Below are 16828 nucleotides of genomic sequence, written 5' to 3' on the forward strand. Positions count from 1 at the left end.
GCTCTACGCGGGCCTGCGGGCCGCCGCGAGGAACTCGCGCAGGATGCGCTCCCCGGCCAGCACCCCGCGCTCGGGCAGCGCGCTGATGCCGGGGGCCGTCCAGCCGCTCTCCGCCAGTTCGCCGTGGCCCGGCCGCCAGCCGCGGTCCACGGCCTCCAGCAGATCGGCGTCCAGCAGCGAGTCGCCCGCCCCGAGCACCCGTTCCGCACCGGTGCGGCGGGCGACCTCGCGCACCGCCGCGCCCTTCGTCAGCGGCTTGGGCACGGCGTAGATCTTGCGGCCCTGGAGCGAGACCGTCCAGCCGCGGCCCTCCGCCCACCCGGCCAGCTCCTTCACCCACTGCTCCGGGAGCAGTTCGCGCTCCACCACGAGATAGGCGAACAGGTCCTCGGCGACCCGGTGCTTGCGCGCCCACACCGGGTCGGCGCTGCGCAGCAGATGCTCGCGGACCTCGGCGAGCGGCGCGCACTCCGCGGCCAGCCGCGCGGTCACCCGCCGGTGCCAGTCGGCGTCGGACACGCCGTCCACCAGCAGATGGCCGCCGTTGGCGCAGATCGCGTACTCCGGCCGCGGGCCCGGCAGGCTGATGCGCAGGTACTGCTTGCGGGTGCGGGTGGTGGTGGGCACGAACACGGCCGCGTCGCCGAGTTCGCTCAGCAGGGCGGCCGCCGTCTCCGTCAGATAGGACAGCGGTCTGCTCTCGTGCACCTCCACGCACAGCAGCCGCGGGGCGCGCGCGTCCGGCATGGTCAGGGCCAGCGCCCCGGCCGAGTAGATGAGCGTACGGTCGAGGTCGCTCGCCACCATGACCGTCATCAGCGGGCCACCGCCTTGCCGTCGGCGCCGGTCGCCCCGCGCGTGTAGCGGGGGTGGATCAGTCCCACGCAGGTGTACGGCAGGCCGTCCACCTCCTCGACCGGCACCCCGCGCTGCCCGGCCAGCAGGCGTACGTGGTCCAGGTCCGCGCCCGCTCCGGTCCGGGCGAGGATCTTCCACGGCACCCGGCGCAGCAGCACCCGGGTGGTCTCGCCGACGCCCGGCTTGACCAGGTTCACGTCGTGGATGCCGTACTCCTCGCTGATCCGCTCGACGGCGGCCCAGCCCGCCCAGGTCGGGGCGCGGTCGCCGGCCAGTAGTTCCTTGACGGCCACCTCCACGGTCTCGGCGGCCTCGGGGAAGCGGGCCGAGACGGCGTCGAGGAAGGCGTTCGACAGGTCGGCGCCGGCCAGTTCACGGTAGAACTTCGCGCCGTGGAAGTCGTCCGGGCCGACCAGGTCGGCGCGCAGCACGGTGCGCGATATCAGCCCGGAGACGGTGGAGTTGAGGCAGGCGGAGGGGATGAGGAAGTCGTCCCGGGTGCCGTAGGTGCGCACGCACGCGCCCGGGTCGGCGAGCACCGCGATCTCCGGGTCGAAGCCCGGGGCGCCGCCCTGCTCCTCGAACCGGCCGATGGCCTCGGCGAGTTCGCGGGTGATGGCGCCCTTGCCGGTCCAGCCGTCCACGAAGACGACGTCGGACGGGTCGTGGTGGGCGGCCAGCCAGCGCAGCGCGTTGGCGTCGATGCCCCGCCCGCGCACGATCGACACCGCGTAGTGCGGCAGGTCGAGGCCGTGCCGGAAGGCGGCCCAGCGGCGCATCAGCACCCCGACGGGGGTGCCCGCGCGGGCCAGCGAGACCAGGACGGGGCGCGGGGAGCGCTCGGCGAGGACCAGTTCGGTGACCGCGCCGACGCCGCGCGCGAGCCGGTCGGCGGAGGCGGTGAGCGCGGAGTGGAACAGCTCCTGGTACTCCGCGCTGGGCTGGTACTCCACCGGCAGCGACTCGGCGTAGTGGGCGCCGCCGCGCTGGATGGCCTCCTCGCGCTCCTCGGTGGGCGCCTCCAGCGTCACGTCCGAGAGGTCCTGGAGCAGCCAGCCGACCTCCTCGGGCGCGTACGAGGAGAAGTCGGGGCCGCGCAGGGGCTCGGGCAGCATGGGGGGACCTTCCGGGCGGGAGGCGGGAACAGCCGGGTGGGCGGCGGGGACGTACGCGGGGACGACGGCGAGCAGCACCTGCGGGGTGTGCTCGGCGAGGCGGGCGAGCAGGCCGTCGGGGGCGTGCAGCGCGGGCGTGTCGGCGGCCGAGTCGACGACGGCGAGGACGGCGTCGAAGCCGCCGCCCGCCACGTTGTAGGCGTAGCGCTCGCCGGGTCCGTCGGCCGGGTCGTCGTGCGCGGGGAAGACCAGGCGGCTGCGGATGGCGTAGCCGGGGTCGTCCACGGCGAGGACGGGCGAGCGGGTGGTGGTGGAGGAGCGCACCTCGGCGCCGGTGGTCCGCTCCAGCTCGTGGGCGAGCCGCAGCGGCGTGTACATCAGCTCCTCGCAGCCGAGGACCAGGATCCGGCGGGCGCCGGCGGGCAGCGCGGCGGCGAGCCGGGCCGCCATGCCGGGCAGGGCGCGCTCCAGGCGGGCGCGGTGGGCCGGGGTGAAGCCGTGCCGTCCGCCGTCGGGGACTCCGGCGGGCCAGTCGAGTCCGACGCGGGTGATCCGGCCGCGGGCGCGTCCGGCGGGCGGCGCGGCGGCATCGGGCGTCGCCGTCTCGTGGCGGGCGACCAGGTCCCGGCCCTTGTCCAGGACGCCGTCGGGGAGCCGGACGGTGCCGGAGGCGGCGGCGACCAGGTCGACGCGGGCGCCGATGCCGCGGGCGAAGTCGTCCAGGCGTGCGGTGTCGGCCGGTGAGCGCATGTCCACCAGGGCGACCACGACGTAGCGCTCGCGCGGATGGCGGGCGTGCAGGTCGCGGATGGTGTTCAGGACGGTGCTGCCGGTGGAGAACTCGTCGTCCACCAGCACCAGCGGGCCGCCGCCGGCCAGCAGCGCCGGGTCCTCGGGGAGCAGCAGGTGCGAGGTGGCGTGGGAGTGGGACTCCTCGAAGCCGCCGGCCGGGGGGACGCCGGGCACGGGCCTGCGGGTGGAGTGCAGGTACGGCACCGGGCCCAGGCCGTCGGCGACCGAGTGGCCGAGTCCGGTGGCGGTCTCCGCGTAGCCGAGGACGACCGCCCCGGCGGTGTCGCGCCCGCCGAGCAGGGCGCGGACCCGGCGGCCCAGGGCGAGGCCGTGCCCGTGGACCACCGCGGGCGACTGCGGTACGTGCTTGCCGAGGACGTACGAGACGAGCAGGTGGGCCCGCTTGGGGTTGCGGCGCAGCGCGAGGCCCAGCAGGTCCTTGAGCTCGCCGCCGCCCACGAGGTCCACGCCGAGCCGCTCGGCGACCCAGCTGCCGGACCAGATGCCGTCGTGCACTGCCTTGTTCATGCGTTCCTAGGGGAGGGGGGTGGGGGGCCGGGGTCAGCGGTCGGCCGGGATGCCCGCGGCGAGCAGTTCCACGAAGCCGATGTCCTCCCGGGCGACGCCGAAGACCTCGGCGCGCAGCAGGGTCCGCTCGGCCCAGGCGCGGTGCGGCTTCACCTCGTTCATCTTGTTCGTGTACGCCGACCTGAGCACGCCCCCGCCGCCGCGCTCGGGACGCAGGATGTCGGCCGCGTCGCTGTACTCCTCGTGGCTGACGACGGACAGCGCGTGCACGGGCAGGACGTGCGAGGGGTGGATGCAGGTCTTGCCGAGCAGCCCGTTGGCCTGGTCCAGGGTGATCTCCCGCAGCAGCCCGTCCATCGCGTGTTCGATCAGTGTCGCGCGCAGGCCCGCCGCCTGCACCTCCAGGAAGGGGCTCTGGCGCAACTGCGGCTTGAACATGCGCTCCTGTGCCCGGAAGTACTCCCACACCGGGCCGGTCACGGTGAATCCGGTGCCGTCGGCCCGGCCCAGCATGTTGACCACGTCGGCGATGACGGAGGCGACGACCTGGACGTCGTAGGCCGTCATGTCGGGGGCCCGGCGCAGTCCGTAGGAGGAGCAGAAGTCGGTCACGCCCAGGCGCAGCGCCAGCACCCGGTCGCGGTACTTGTCGACCGCGCGGAAGATGCCCTCCAGGGTCTCCACGCGGGTCTCCCGGTAGAGCAGTTCGGGCGATTCCAGGACGGGCATGGCGAACAGCCGCCGGCCGCAGTCGGCCTCGGCGGCCTGCACGGCCTCCAGGAAGCCGAGGCCGCGTTCGCCGGTGAACTTCGGCAGCACGAATCCGGACAGCAGCCGGACCGAGGGGCCCAGGCGCCGCACCAGGTCGGGTATCTGGCCGGCGGCGCGGACCCGGATGAACAGCAGCGGAAGCCCGGTGCCCGCGGGGAGCGCGGCCAGCGCGGCGAACTGCCGGACGAGGTTCGCCTCGCCCTCCGCCACGTCGGCGTCGCAGATCGAGTCCTCCAGGCACAGCACCATGGAGACGACCCCGCGGGCGGCCTGCTTGGTGATGTCCTCGGCCAGGCTCGGGCGGGTGGCCGGGCTGTAGAGGGTGGCGCCCAGGGCGGTGGAGAGCAGCCGGGCCGGGGAATCGGCGGTGAACTCGGCCGGCTCCCGGTGGAAGAGCCGCTGCCGTGCCTCAGGGGCGAGATGCCCGAAATGACGCATGTAGCTCCCCTGTGGTGACGCCCGGCGGAAATTAGGTGGCCGGTAATAGTACGTACATACCGGTGTCGGCGGTTCCCGCCGGGCGTGAACTTCTGATGACGGGCGCCGCCACCGTAGCGAGGTGCCGGGCCGCGTTGTCGTGAGCAGGACCGAGCAGGCAGGATGACGGCATGACGCGCGCGATGCTGAAGGGGTCGAACGTCCCGGTGGAAGCGGCCACGGTACGGGCCGTGGTGCGCTGGACGCCGGGCCAGGGGGTGCCGGACGTCGACGCGTCGGCGCTGCTGCTCGGCCCCGGCGGGCGGGTCCGCTCCGACGAGGACTTCGTCTTCTACAACCAGCCCCGGCACCCCTCCGGGACGGTCTGGCGGCTGGGCAAGCGGCGGGTCGCGGAGGGCCTGACCGACACCGTCCAGGCCGAGCTGACCGGTGTGGAGCCGGAGATCGGCCGGATCCTGCTGGTCGCCTCGGCGGACGGCGTCGCCTTCGACCGCGTCCGGGCGCTGAGCATCCTGCTGTACGACGCGGCGGCCGGCGACGGCGAGCCGCTCGCGTCCTTCGACGTCAAGCCCGAGACCGGCCAGGAGACCGCGCTGATCTGCGGCGAGCTGTACCGCCGCGGCGAGGGCTGGAAGTTCCGCGCGCTGGGCGAGGGCTACTCGAACGGGCTGAAGGGGCTGGCCACCGACTTCGGGATCTCGGTGGACGAGGCGGCGGAGGCGGCCGACGGCAGCGCGGCGGACGCGGCCGCGGCCACGGCCCCGGCGGCCCAGCCACTGCCCCCGGAGCAGCCCACGTACGCCTATCCCCCGCAGCCGCCGCAGATTACGGCGCCGCAGCAGCCGCCGCGCACGACGGCGGCCCAGCCCTCCTACGGCTATCCGCAGCCCGGCTACGGCTATCCGCAGCAGCCCGCGCCGGTGTCCGCGGGCGCCGCGCCGGGCGGCTACGGCTATCCGCAGCCGGCCGGTTCCGCCCCGGACCCGGACTTCCGGCTGCCCCCGCAGGGACCGCAGTTCATCGGCCGCTGAGACGCCGGTGACCTGCGGCTCCCGCGCTCACACCCGGCCCAGCGAGCAGCGCGAGCAGGCGGACCATCCGCTCCAGCGCGCCGAGGTACGCGCGGTAGTCGTCCACCGGCTCCGCGTCGTCGCCCTCCTGCGGGCCGAGCGCGTCGAGGTCCCGCCGCAGCGTCTCGGCCTCCAGGAGCAGCGCGTCGGTCCCCGGTACCCCGGCGGCGCCGATCCGGCCGTCCCGCACCCGTGCCGCGTACCCCGCGGCATACCCGTCGAGGTCAGGCGGTGCGGAACCCGGCCGCGGTGTCGGTCATGCCCTCGCCTACCGGCCCGCCTTCGACTTGTAGCCCCGGCCCCACTGGAGCCCCCAGCCGTAGAGCCGGTCCAGCTCCGACTGGAAGCCGTAGACGAACCTGACCTCGCGGCGCACCACCAGTTCGCCCTTCACGTTCTCGATGAGGACGACCGCGCAGGAGCGGGCCTCGGGGTGGCGTTCGTCGAGGCCGATCTCGATGCGCGGGCCGTTGCTCGGGTAGAGCGTGACGACGGCGTGGGTGCGGTCGAAGGCCGGTGTCTGGTCGTAGATGTAGACGAAGACCAGCATCCGCTTGATGTCGTCGCGGTGGTCGAGGTTGACGTAGATCGTCTCGCCGGACGCGGAGCCGAACCGGTCGTCGCCGCTGAGCTTGATGTACGGCGGGCCGTTCACATCGCCCAGGAGGTTGCCGAGGGGCTGGACGACGCCCTTGGTGCCGTCCGCCAGCTCGTACAGGCAGCCCAGGTCGAGGTCGACGTTGACCATGGACTGGCTGTGGCCCTGCACCTCCGGCGGCTTGAGCGCCTTGAACGGGTGGCGCAGCAGGCTCTCCCGGGCGGCGCCGCCGAAGTCCGAGGTGCGCATCCGCCAGTTCAGGTTGATGCGCAGATTGCCGGTGGCCGCGCCCTGTTTGGTCAGCGACACCTGGGCGTGCCGCTTGGTCAGCTCGATCGCGTTGGACGCGGCGCTGCCCGAGTCGAACTCGGCCAGGCGCCCGCCGCGCAGACCGTCGAAGAAACCCATCTTCCCCCCACCTTCACCGCGCTCGTCCACCCCCGTCCACATGCTCGCGGGGCGGCCGGTCGGACGCACCCGGCTCGGCTGCCGTGCGGTCCCGTCGGCCGCCCCGTTCAGAGCGTTCCCGTACCGGGTGGGGCGTCACACCCCGGACTGCACCTCAGTCTTCTCCCCCGGGCCCGCCGCTTTTCCCTCCGCGGCCTCCAGCGCGCGGTTGCGCCGGACCGAGGACCAGAAGGACCAGGCGATCAGGACCACGCCGACCAGGCCGGTGATGACCTCGTTGATCTCGTACTGGATGGTGACCATGAGGATCACGGCCAGCGCGCCGATCGCGTAGTGGGCGCCGTGCTCCAGGTAGACGTAGTCGTCGAGGGTGCCCTGGCGGACCAGGTAGACGGTGAGGGACCGGACGTACATGGCGCCGATGCCGAGGCCGAGGGCCATCAGGACGATGTCGTTGGTGATGGCGAAGGCGCCGATGACACCGTCGAAGGAGAAGGACGCGTCCAGGACCTCCAGGTAGAGGAACATGAAGAACGCGGCCTGGCCGGCCAGCTTCACGGCCGAGCGCGGCTTGCCGCTGCGGGCGGCCTCTTCCTCCTCCTCGTGCTCGCGTTCCTCGTCCTCCTCCAGGCGGTCCTCGAAGAACCCGGAGAGACCGCCGACGATCATGTACGTGATCAGACCGGCGATGCCGGCGATCAGTACGGTCTGCGCCTTGTCGGCGTGCGCGCCGCCGTGCTGGTGGGCGTGGGTGGCGAAGGTGAAGGAGGTGATCAGCAGGACGATCAGGGAGATGCAGACCGACAGCATGTCGACCTTGCCGAGCTTGGCCAGGGGCCGCTCGATCCAGCGCAGCCACTGGATGTCCCGGTCCTCGAAGATGAAGTCGAGGAAGATCATCAGCAGGAACATACCACCGAAGGCGGCGATCGCCGGGTGCGCGTCGGTGACCAGCTGCTGGTACTGGTCCTTGTCGTCGAACGCCAGCCGGACGGCCTCGATGGGGCCCATCTTGGCGGTGACGGCGACGATGACGACGGGGAACACCAGCCGCATGCCGAAGACCGCGATCAGCACGCCCACCGTGAGGAAGATCTTCTGCCAGAAGGCATTCATCTTCTTCAGGACTCCGGCGTTGACCACCGCGTTGTCGAAGGAGAGCGAGATCTCCAGGACGGCGAGGATCGCCACGACTCCGAAGGCGGTCCACCCCCCGTAGAACGCGGCCGCGATCAGGCCGAGCACGGTGATCGCGAACGACCAGCCGAAGGTTTTCAGAAGCACTGGCTACCCAATCCCTTAAGTACGGGTCTCCCCCGTCGCCTGTACGGGCCTCCCCCGTCGCCGCACTCGGCTTTACGAAACGTTGACTCCGAAGTCTAGAGCGATACCGCGCAGTCCGGACGCGTACCCCTGTCCCACTGCCCGGAACTTCCATTCGCCCTGGTAGCGGTAGAGCTCGCCGAAGATCATCGCCGTCTCGGTGGAGGCGTCCTCGCTCAGGTCGTAGCGCGCGAGCTCCTGGCCGTCGGCCTGGTTGACCACGCGGATGAAGGCGTTGCTCACCTGTCCGAAGGTCTGGCCGCGCTCGTCGGCCATGTGGATCGAGACCGGGAAGACGATCTTCTCGCAGCGGTCCGGGACCCGGGCGAGGTCGACCAGGATCGACTCGTCGTCGCCCTCGCCCTCGCCGGTGAGGTTGTCGCCGGTGTGCTCCACGGAGCCGTCGGGGCTGGTGAGCTGGTTGTAGAAGACGAACCACTCGTCGCCCAGCACTCGGTTCCCGGCGCCGCACAGCAGGGCGCTGGCGTCCAGGTCGAAGGGGGCTCCGGTGGTGGAGCGCGCGTCCCAGCCGAGCCCGACCAGGACGTTGGTCAGGTTGGGTGCGGCCTTGGACAGGGAGACGTTGCCTCCCTTGGCGAGCGTGACGCCCATGCTGCTGGTCCTCCCCGTGGGTGGTGCCTGTGTCGGTGTCCTGCGCGTCCGGCGCCGCGCTGAGACGCGCGGCGCCGGACGGTCGGGCGTGGTGCGGAACTCAGACGTTGACGCCGAAGTCCTGGGCGATACCGCGCAGGCCCGAGGCGTACCCCTGGCCGATGGCGCGGAACTTCCACTCCGCGCCGTGCCGGTACAGCTCGCCGAAGACCATGGCGGTCTCCGTGGAGGCGTCCTCGCTCAGGTCGTAGCGGGCGATCTCCGCGCCGCCGGCCTGGTTCACCACGCGGATGTAGGCGTTGCGGACCTGGCCGAAGGACTGCTGGCGGGTCTCGGCGTCGTAGATGGAGACCGGGAAGACGATCTTCTCGACGTCGGCCGGGACGCCCGCGAGGTCGACCTTGATCACCTCGTCGTCGCCCTCGCCCTCGCCGGTGAGGTTGTCACCGGTGTGCTCCACGGAGCCGTCGGGGCTCTTGAGGTTGTTGAAGAAGACGAAGTTCTGGTCGCTGCCGACCTTGCCGGTGCTGTTCAGCAGCAGAGCGCTGGCATCGAGGTCGAAGCCGGTGCCGGTCGTCGTCCGGGCGTCCCAGCCCAGGCCGACGAGGACCGCGGTCAGGCCCGGCGCCTCCTTCGAAAGCGATACGTTGCCGCCCTTGCTGAGGCTGACTCCCACGAGTCCTCCATTGGTGTCCGGGGGCGGGGAGCCCCGTCGTGCATCGGATATGGGATCAACGTGTCGATCCTAGTGACGGGTTCCCGCCCCCCGCAGGCCGTGTGACCGAAGATTCCCAGGTGTCGGGTCCTCCCGGGTCCGCGGCGAGGGGGCGGGGGCGGCTCACAGGGCGCCGAGCGCCGTCACGTACTCGTTCAGGTCGCGGGCGTCCGGCAGGCCGTTGACGACGGTCCAGCGCACCACGCCCTCCTTGTCGACGATGAAGGTGCCGCGCACGGCGCAGCCCTTGCCCTCGTCGAAGACGCCGTAGGCGCGCGAGGTCTCGCCGTGCGGCCAGAAGTCGCTGAGCAGCGGGTACTCCAGGTCCTCCTGCTCGGCGAAGACGCGCAGGGTGTGGATGGAGTCGTTGGAGACGGCGAGCAGCTGGGTGTCGTCGTTGACGAACTTCGGCAGGTTGTCGCGCAGCGCGCACAGCTCGCCGGTGCACACACCGGTGAAGGCGAACGGGTAGAAGAGCACCACCACGTTCTTCTCGCCGCGGAAGTCGGACAGCCGTACGGTGCGGCCGTGGTTGTCCTTCAGCTCGAAGTCGGGTGCCTTGTCGCCGACCTGGATCGCCATCGCGCTGCTTCCCTTCGGTGGGGCTGTTCGGGTGAGACCACCCTACGCAGCGCGCACCGCGCACCCGCGGACGGGCCGACACGCGCCGGCCCGTCCGGGGCTCCGCCGGGCGCCCGCGGGCAGGACCCGCGGGACGGAGGCTACTTCTTGGGCTTGGCCGCCTTCGGCGTGAGCAGCCTGGTGCCGTTCCAGTCCTTGCCCACGCTGACGCTCTTGGTCTGCGACAGACCCGCCGTCGTCGCGGCCTCGCCGATGTCGCTGGGTTCGACGTATCCGTCCCTGCCGGTCTTCGGCGTCAGGAGCAGGATCTCGCCGCCCTCGTCGAGGAACCCCAGGGCGTCGACCAGCGCGTCCGTCAGGTCGCCGTCCTCGTCGCGGAACCACAGCACCGCGGCGTCGGCCACGTCGTCGTAGTCCTCGTCGACGAGGTCCTGTCCGATGACTTCCTCGATGGACTCGCGGAGCTCCTGGTCGACGTCGTCGTCGTAGCCGATCTCCTGGACCACCTGTCCGGGCTGGAATCCCAGCCTGGCGGCCGGGTTAGTCCGCTCCTCCGCGTGGTCCGCGGTCGCGCTCACGGGTTGCCTCCTGATGGTGTTGCGATTGGGTCTTCAGCCACGCGCGTGCGCGAAGCATTGGCCGTAGTCCACACGGGCGGGCCGGATCGCGCAAGTACCCGGCGCTCCGGACCGCCGAAACGGTGACGTTCCCGGCTGTGTCGCCGCAACTCCTGACACGGTATCGCGCTCCGCGGTGACACACACCACACCCTTCTGCCCGCTTTTGCGTGTTTGGGAACCCCTGATCGGCACGAGATCAGAAGGGGAACCCTTTCACCCCCCGGACGGGCGGCCCCACCCACCCGTGTTACCGGTGAGTAAAGATGACGTTTGCCTCACCCGAGGTACACGATGGGGAACGGTGCAGGCACACACAGACAGATGCCCCGAAACAGGCCAGAACGAACAGATCAAACAGAGCGAACAGAACGGCCAGAACCGCACAGCCCCAGGGAAACCCCAGCAAGAGCCCAGAGACGTCACAGATATGTCAGCCCTCTGACAGGTAAGGAACAGCGTGGCTTCCGGATCCGATCGAAACCCGATCATCATTGGCGGCCTTCCGAGTCAGGTTCCTGACTTCGATCCCGAGGAGACCCAGGAGTGGCTCGACTCGCTCGACGCAGCCGTCGACGAGCGAGGCCGGGAGCGGGCCCGCTACCTCATGCTCCGGCTGATCGAGCGCGCGCGGGAGAAGCGCGTGGCCGTGCCGGAGATGCGCAGCACGGACTACGTCAACACCATCCCCACCAAGAGCGAGCCGTTCTTCCCGGGCAACGAGGAGATCGAGCGCAAGATCCTCAACGCCACCCGCTGGAACGCCGCGGTGATGGTCTCCCGCGCCCAGCGCCCCGGCATCGGCGTCGGCGGCCACATCGCGACCTTCGCCTCCTCCGCCTCGCTCTACGACGTCGGCTTCAACCACTTCTTCCGCGGCAAGGATGGGGGCACCTCCCGTTCGAGCGGAGCCGAGAATGGGGGAGGCCGGGGCGGCGACCAGGTCTTCTTCCAGGGCCACGCCTCACCGGGCATCTACGCGCGCGCGTACCTGCTGGACCGGCTGAGCGAACAGCACCTGGACGGCTTCCGCCAGGAGAAGTCCAAGGCGCCCCACGCCCTGTCCAGCTATCCGCACCCGCGCTCCATGCCGGACTTCTGGGAGTTCCCGACCGTCTCCATGGGCCTCGGCCCGATCGGGGCGATCTTCCAGGCCCGGATGAACCGGTACATGCAGGCGCGCGGCATCGCGGACACCTCCGACTCGCATGTGTGGGCCTTCCTCGGCGACGGCGAGATGGACGAGCCGGAGTCGCTGGGCCAGCTCTCCATCGCCGCCCGTGAGGGCCTGGACAACCTGACCTTCGTGGTCAACTGCAACCTCCAGCGCCTGGACGGCCCGGTGCGCGGCAACGGCAAGATCATCCAGGAGCTGGAGTCGGTCTTCCGCGGTGCCGGCTGGAACGTGATCAAGCTGATCTGGGACCGCACCTGGGACCCGCTGCTCGCCCAGGACCGCGACGGCATCCTGGTCAACCGGATGAACACCACCCCGGACGGCCAGTTCCAGACCTACGCCACCGAGTCCGGCGCCTACATCCGCGACCACTTCTTCGGCGACGACCACCGGCTGCGCGCCATGGTCGAGAACATGACCGACGACCAGATCCTGCACCTGGGCCGCGGCGGTCACGACCACCGCAAGATCTACGCGGCGTTCAAGGCGGCCGTGGAGCACAAGGGGCAGCCGACCGTCATCCTGGCCAAGACGGTCAAGGGCTGGACGCTGGGCCCGAACTTCGAGGGCCGCAACGCCACCCACCAGATGAAGAAGCTGACGGTCGACGACCTCAAGCGCTTCCGCGACCGGCTGCACCTGCCGATCTCCGACAAGGAGCTGGAGTCCGGCGCGCCGCCGTACTACCACCCGGGCCGCGACTCCGAGGAGATGCAGTACATGCACGACCGCCGCAAGCAGTGCGGCGGCTATGTCCCGACCCGGATCGTGCGCGCGAAGCCGCTGCCGCTGCCCGACGACAAGACGTACGCGTCCGTGAAGAAGGGCTCGGGGCAGCAGGCCATCGCGACCACCATGGCCTTTGTGCGGCTCCTGAAGGACCTCATGCGGGACAAGGAGATCGGCAAGCGGTTCGTGTTGATCGCGCCGGACGAGTACCGCACCTTCGGCATGGACTCGTTCTTCCCGAGTGCGAAGATCTACAACCCGCTCGGCCAGCAGTACGAGTCGGTCGACCGCGATCTGCTGCTCGCCTACAAGGAGTCCCCGACCGGGCAGATGCTGCACGACGGCATCTCCGAGGCGGGCTGTACCGCCTCCGCCATCGCGGCGGGCTCGGCCTACGCCACCCACGGCGAGCCGCTGATCCCGGTCTACGTCTTCTACTCGATGTTCGGTTTCCAGCGCACCGGTGACCAGTTCTGGCAGATGGCCGACCAGCTCGCGCGCGGTTTCGTGCTGGGCGCGACCGCCGGCCGTACGACTCTGACCGGCGAGGGGCTCCAGCACGCCGACGGCCACTCGCAGCTGCTGGCCTCCACCAACCCGGCGTGCGTGGCCTACGACCCGGCGTACGGCTACGAGATCGCGCACATCGTGCAGGACGGCCTGCGCCGGATGTACGGCGGTGACGAGCAGCACCCGCACGGCGAGGACGTCTTCTACTACCTCACCGTCTACAACGAGCCGATCCGCCAGCCCGCCGAACCGGCCGACGTGGACGTCGAGGGCATCCTCAAGGGCATCCACCGGATCTCGGCGGGCACGGCCGGCGAGATCCCGGCGCAGATCATGGCCTCGGGCGTGGGCGTGCCCTGGGCGCTGGAGGCGCAGCAGATCCTCGCCTCGGAGTGGAACGTCAAGGCGGACGTCTGGTCGGCCACCTCCTGGAACGAGCTGCGCCGCGAGGCCGTGGCCTGCGAGGAGCACAACCTGCTGCACCCGGAGGAGGAGCAGCGGGTGCCGTGGGTGACGCGGAAGCTGAGCGGCGCCGAGGGGCCGTTCGTGGCCGTCTCCGACTGGATGCGCTCGGTGCCGGACCAGATCGCGCGCTGGGTGCCCGGTCCGTACCAGTCGCTGGGCGCGGACGGGTTCGGCTTCGCCGACACCCGCGGGGCGGCCCGGCGGTTCTTCCACATCGACGCCCAGTCGGTCGTGGTGGCGGTGCTGACCGAGCTGGCGCGCCAGGGGAAGGTCGACCGCTCGCTGCTCAAGCAGGCGATCGACCGCTACCAGCTGCTCGACGTGACGGCGGCGCACCCGGGCGCGGCCGGGGGCGACGCGTAGCGGCCGGGCCCGCACCCGCACACCGCGAAGGGGCGGTGGAGCCTCGGCTCCACCGCCCCTTCGGCGTACGTCCGTCCCGCGCGCGGCGGGCGCCGTCCGCCCGGCCTCTCAGAGCACGCCGTGCCCCCAGGTCGCGGCTCCGGCGAGCGCCACCAGGGCGAGCAGGGTGTCGACGGCGCCCAGGACCAGGGCGACCAGGGCCGGGACGGAGCGGCTCGCGCCGGTCCAGCTGCGGCCCATCGACAGCCATCCGCAGACGACCGCCACCGGGCCGAGCACGATCCCGAGGGCGAAGAAGCCCGCGACCGCGCAGACGGTTCCGATGATCCCGAGCGTCGCGCGGTCCGGCCCCTCCCGGCGCCACGTCCGGCCCCGTGAACGGGGGTACCCGCGCGTTCGGTGTCCGAAGCCCGCCATCATCAACTCCCCGAACCCCGGGTCGGGTTGGAGTTCCATCGGGGTTCGGGGAGCGGGTACCCCGGTTCTGACGGGCCATCCGTACGGGCCGTCCGCACGGGCCGTACGCGCAAGCCGCATGCCGCCTTCCGGCCCGGCCGACGCGCCGCCCCCCTCCGGCGGCGCGCCATGGACCGGCGCCCCCGCCGTTCCGCTCGTCCCGCTCGTCCCGCTCGTCGGGGTCGTCTCCCCGTACCGGACATGGCCCACTGTCACCCGCGGCCGGGACCGCGGGCGGCGATTGCGCGGTGCGGTCACCCTGATAGGGGAAACCGCACCGCGGCGGCGTCAGATGTGGCCGACGCCCGCGCCCGCCTCCGCGTTGACGCCGCGCTTGGTGAGCAGCGCGACCAGGACGGCCACCACGGCGACACCGGCGGCGACCAGCGAGGCGAGGCTCATCCCGGAGATGAACGTGTCGTGCGCGACCGAGGTGATCTTCGCGGCGACCTCCGCCGGCACCCCCTTCGGCACCGGGGCGACGCCGACCTGGACCGCCTCGGACGCCTGGTCCGCCTGGGCGGGGGTGAGCGGCGGCAGACCCGCGTCCTTCCAGTTGCCCGGCAGCGCGTGGTCGACCTTGGAGGCCATCACGCCGCCCAGCACGGCCGTACCGAGGCTGCCGCCGATCTGCATGGCGGCCTGCTGGAGACCGCCGGCCACACCGGACAGCTCCATCGGGGCGTTGCCGACGATGACCTCGGTGGCGCCGACCATGACCGGGGCCAGGCCGAGGCCGAGCAGGGCGAACCAGACCGACATGGTGGCGCTGCCGGTGCCGGTGTCCAGGGTGGACATGCCGAACATGGCGAGGGCGGTGACGGCCATGCCGCCCGCGAGCGGGATGCGCGGTCCGGCCTTGGTGATCAGCGCGCCCGCGAGCGGCGAGCCGACGATCATCATGCCGGTCAGCGGCAGCAGGTGCAGACCCGCGCTGATCGGGCTCAGGCCGTGCACGTTCTGGAGGTAGAAGGTGACGAAGAAGAGGCCGCCGAGGAAGGCGATGGCCATCAGCACCATCAGGACCACACCGGCCGACAGCGGCACCGAGCGGAAGAGGCCGAGCGGGATCAGCGGCTCCTTGACCTTCGTCTCCCAGACGGAGAAGAGGACGAAGCCCAGTACGGACCCGGCGAGGAAGGCCCAGGTCTTGCCGTCGCCCCAGCCCCAGGCCGGGGCCTTGATGAGCGCCCACACCAGGCAGAACATCGCACCGGAGAGCAGCGCGATGCCGGGGATGTCGAAGGAGCGCGGCGCGTTCTCGGCGCGGTGGTCCAGCAGGATGAGCAGGCCGAGCACCAGGGCGAGGGCGCCGACCGGCACGTTGATGAAGAACACCGACTGCCAGTTGACGTGCTCGACGAGGACGCCGCCGAGGATCGGGCCGCCGGCGGTGGAGGCGCCGATGACCATGCCCCAGATGCCGATGGCCATGTTGAGCTTCTCGGCCGGGAAGGTGGCCCGCAGCAGGCCGAGCGCAGCCGGCATCAGCAGCGCGCCGAACAGGCCCTGGAGCACGCGGAAGACGACCACCATGGCGATGGTGCTCGACAGACCGATCGCGCCGGAGGCGGCGGCGAAGCCGGTCACGCCGATCAGGAAGGTCTGCCGGTGCCCGAAGCGGTCACCGAGCTTGCCCGCGGTGATCAGGGAGACGGCGAGCGCGAGGAAGTATCCGTTGGTGATCCACTGGACGTCGGCGAAGCTGGCGTGCAGGTCCTTCTGGATCGCCGGGTTGGCGATGGCCACGATGGTGCCGTCGAGGGCCACCATCATGACCCCTACGGCGACGGTGATGAGCGTGAACCACGGGTGTCCGCGCATCCCCTTGGCCGGTGCGGGGTCCGACAGGGCTGACGCCTTGTCCCCCGGCCCTGTCGTGTCGACGGTGGTCTGACTAGTCATACATTCGAGGCTAATGTCAGCGACTGACAAATGACAAACCAATTCACAAGTCGGTAACTGACATGTCAGCCTCCTATAGGCTGAACTGGGGAAACAGTTCGCCGAGAGGTCCGGAGAGGCACATGGAGACGGCGGGGACCGCCGAGGCGGCACCACCACCGGGGCTGCGCGAGCGCAAGAAGCAGCGCACCCGGGACGCCCTGCTGCGGGCCGCGCTGGAGCTGTTCACCACCGTCGGCTACGAGCGCACGACCGTGGACGGCATCGCCGAGGCCGTCGGCGTCTCGCAGCGCACCTTCTTCCGGTACTTCCCCGGCAAGGAGGAGGCCGCCTTCGCCGTGCAGGACATGGTGGAGGCGCACTTCGTCGAGGCGCTGCGCGCCCGTCCGCCGCACGAGGCCCCGCTGGAGGCGCTGCGCCAGGCGGTCCTGGAGGGCTGGGACACGATCAGCGACGCCGTGCTGAGCGTCGTGCCCGTCGAGCTGTATCTGCGGATGTTCTGCACCATCGAGTCGACGCCCGTCCTGCTCGCCGCGCAGCTGCGCCGTTCGGCGGAGACCGAGGAGCAGGTCGCCCGGCTGCTCGCCGCCCGCGAGGGCCTGGACGCGGACACCGATCCGCGCCCGCGGCTGCTGGTGGCCCTCTTCGGCGGGGCGATGCGGGTGACGGGCCGTCAGTGGAGCGCGGGCCCGGACCTCAGTCTGGAGGCGATCCGGACGCTCACCGCCGCGTACCTCGATCAGGTGGGTCCGGCGCTCACCGGGAACTGGCGGACCACCCGCCCGTGACCCCGCGG

At 71.4% G+C, this 16828-nt stretch carries 15 protein-coding genes; 3 read left to right on the forward strand and 12 right to left on the reverse strand.

Annotation, left to right across the window (positions count from 1 at the left end; all coding sequences use genetic code 11):
- Positions 1-3: 3 nt before the first annotated feature.
- From A8713_RS09220 to A8713_RS09230, 3 genes are read right to left on the reverse strand one after another with little or no spacing between them, the layout of a single operon-like run.
- Entirely contained in the window at positions 4-816 is an 813-nt protein-coding gene (locus tag A8713_RS09220) for a hypothetical protein (RefSeq protein ID WP_064532980.1), read from the reverse strand.
- On the reverse strand, positions 816-3293 hold the full coding sequence (locus tag A8713_RS09225; protein ID WP_064532981.1) for a phosphoribosyltransferase: 2478 nt from the start codon (positions 3291-3293) through the stop codon (positions 816-818). Before A8713_RS09225 ends, A8713_RS09220 begins: the two co-directional genes overlap by 1 nt.
- A 33-nt stretch (positions 3294-3326) precedes the next feature.
- On the reverse strand, positions 3327-4502 hold the full coding sequence (locus A8713_RS09230) for an HpcH/HpaI aldolase/citrate lyase family protein (protein WP_064532982.1): 1176 nt from the start codon (positions 4500-4502) through the stop codon (positions 3327-3329).
- A 170-nt stretch (positions 4503-4672) separates the two neighbouring features.
- Here A8713_RS09230 and A8713_RS09235 point away from each other — a divergent pair, with 170 nt between their 5' ends.
- Entirely contained in the window at positions 4673-5533 is an 861-nt protein-coding gene (locus A8713_RS09235) for a TerD family protein (RefSeq protein WP_064532983.1), read from the forward strand.
- Here A8713_RS09235 and A8713_RS09240 read toward each other — a convergent pair.
- The 7 genes from A8713_RS09240 to A8713_RS09270 all read right to left on the reverse strand — a co-directional run bounded on the left by A8713_RS09240 (position 5520) and on the right by A8713_RS09270 (position 10388).
- Positions 5520-5762, reverse strand: a complete 243-nt coding sequence (locus A8713_RS09240) for a hypothetical protein (protein ID WP_064532984.1) — start codon at positions 5760-5762, stop codon at positions 5520-5522. The two genes, A8713_RS09235 and A8713_RS09240, sit on opposite strands and share 14 nt — an antisense overlap.
- A gap of 78 nt (positions 5763-5840) precedes the next feature.
- Complete coding sequence (locus tag A8713_RS09245; RefSeq protein ID WP_064532985.1) at positions 5841-6578, reverse strand: TerD family protein; 738 nt, start codon at positions 6576-6578, stop codon at positions 5841-5843.
- Positions 6579-6713: 135 nt separating this feature from the next.
- The gene (locus tag A8713_RS09250; RefSeq protein ID WP_064532986.1) at positions 6714-7862 is read right to left on the reverse strand and encodes a DUF475 domain-containing protein; all 1149 of its coding nucleotides are present in this window, start codon (positions 7860-7862) and stop codon (positions 6714-6716) included.
- A gap of 72 nt (positions 7863-7934) precedes the next feature.
- Positions 7935-8513, reverse strand: coding sequence for a TerD family protein (locus A8713_RS09255; RefSeq protein WP_018570621.1), 579 nt, complete (start codon positions 8511-8513; stop codon positions 7935-7937).
- 100 nt (positions 8514-8613) lie between these two features.
- Positions 8614-9189, reverse strand: coding sequence for a TerD family protein (locus A8713_RS09260; protein ID WP_064532987.1), 576 nt, complete (start codon positions 9187-9189; stop codon positions 8614-8616).
- A gap of 162 nt (positions 9190-9351) precedes the next feature.
- Entirely contained in the window at positions 9352-9810 is a 459-nt protein-coding gene (locus A8713_RS09265; protein WP_064532988.1) for a peroxiredoxin, read from the reverse strand.
- Between the two features lie 140 nt (positions 9811-9950).
- Positions 9951-10388 carry a DUF3052 domain-containing protein gene (locus A8713_RS09270; RefSeq protein WP_018570624.1) on the reverse strand — a complete coding sequence of 146 codons (438 nt, stop codon included), beginning with the start codon at positions 10386-10388 and terminating at the stop codon, positions 9951-9953.
- Positions 10389-10887: 499 nt separating this feature from the next.
- Here A8713_RS09270 and aceE point away from each other — a divergent pair, with 499 nt between their 5' ends.
- Positions 10888-13671 carry a pyruvate dehydrogenase (acetyl-transferring), homodimeric type gene (gene aceE, locus A8713_RS09275; RefSeq protein ID WP_064532989.1) on the forward strand — a complete coding sequence of 928 codons (2784 nt, stop codon included), beginning with the start codon at positions 10888-10890 and terminating at the stop codon, positions 13669-13671.
- A gap of 108 nt (positions 13672-13779) precedes the next feature.
- Here aceE and A8713_RS09280 read toward each other — a convergent pair whose 3' ends face one another.
- On the reverse strand, positions 13780-14088 hold the full coding sequence (locus A8713_RS09280) for a hypothetical protein (protein WP_018570626.1): 309 nt from the start codon (positions 14086-14088) through the stop codon (positions 13780-13782).
- A 327-nt stretch (positions 14089-14415) separates the two neighbouring features.
- Positions 14416-15951, reverse strand: a complete 1536-nt coding sequence (locus A8713_RS09285) for an MFS transporter (protein ID WP_385490447.1) — start codon at positions 15949-15951, stop codon at positions 14416-14418.
- Positions 15952-16154: 203 nt separating this feature from the next.
- Here A8713_RS09285 and A8713_RS09290 point away from each other — a divergent pair, with 203 nt between their 5' ends.
- Positions 16155-16820, forward strand: coding sequence for a TetR family transcriptional regulator (locus A8713_RS09290; RefSeq protein ID WP_064532991.1), 666 nt, complete (start codon positions 16155-16157; stop codon positions 16818-16820).
- The last annotated feature ends 8 nt before the right edge of the window (positions 16821-16828 follow it).

It is taken from the genome of Streptomyces sp. SAT1, from assembly GCF_001654495.1.
In the GTDB taxonomy this organism is placed as follows: Bacteria; Actinomycetota; Actinomycetes; order Streptomycetales; family Streptomycetaceae; genus Streptomyces; species Streptomyces andamanensis.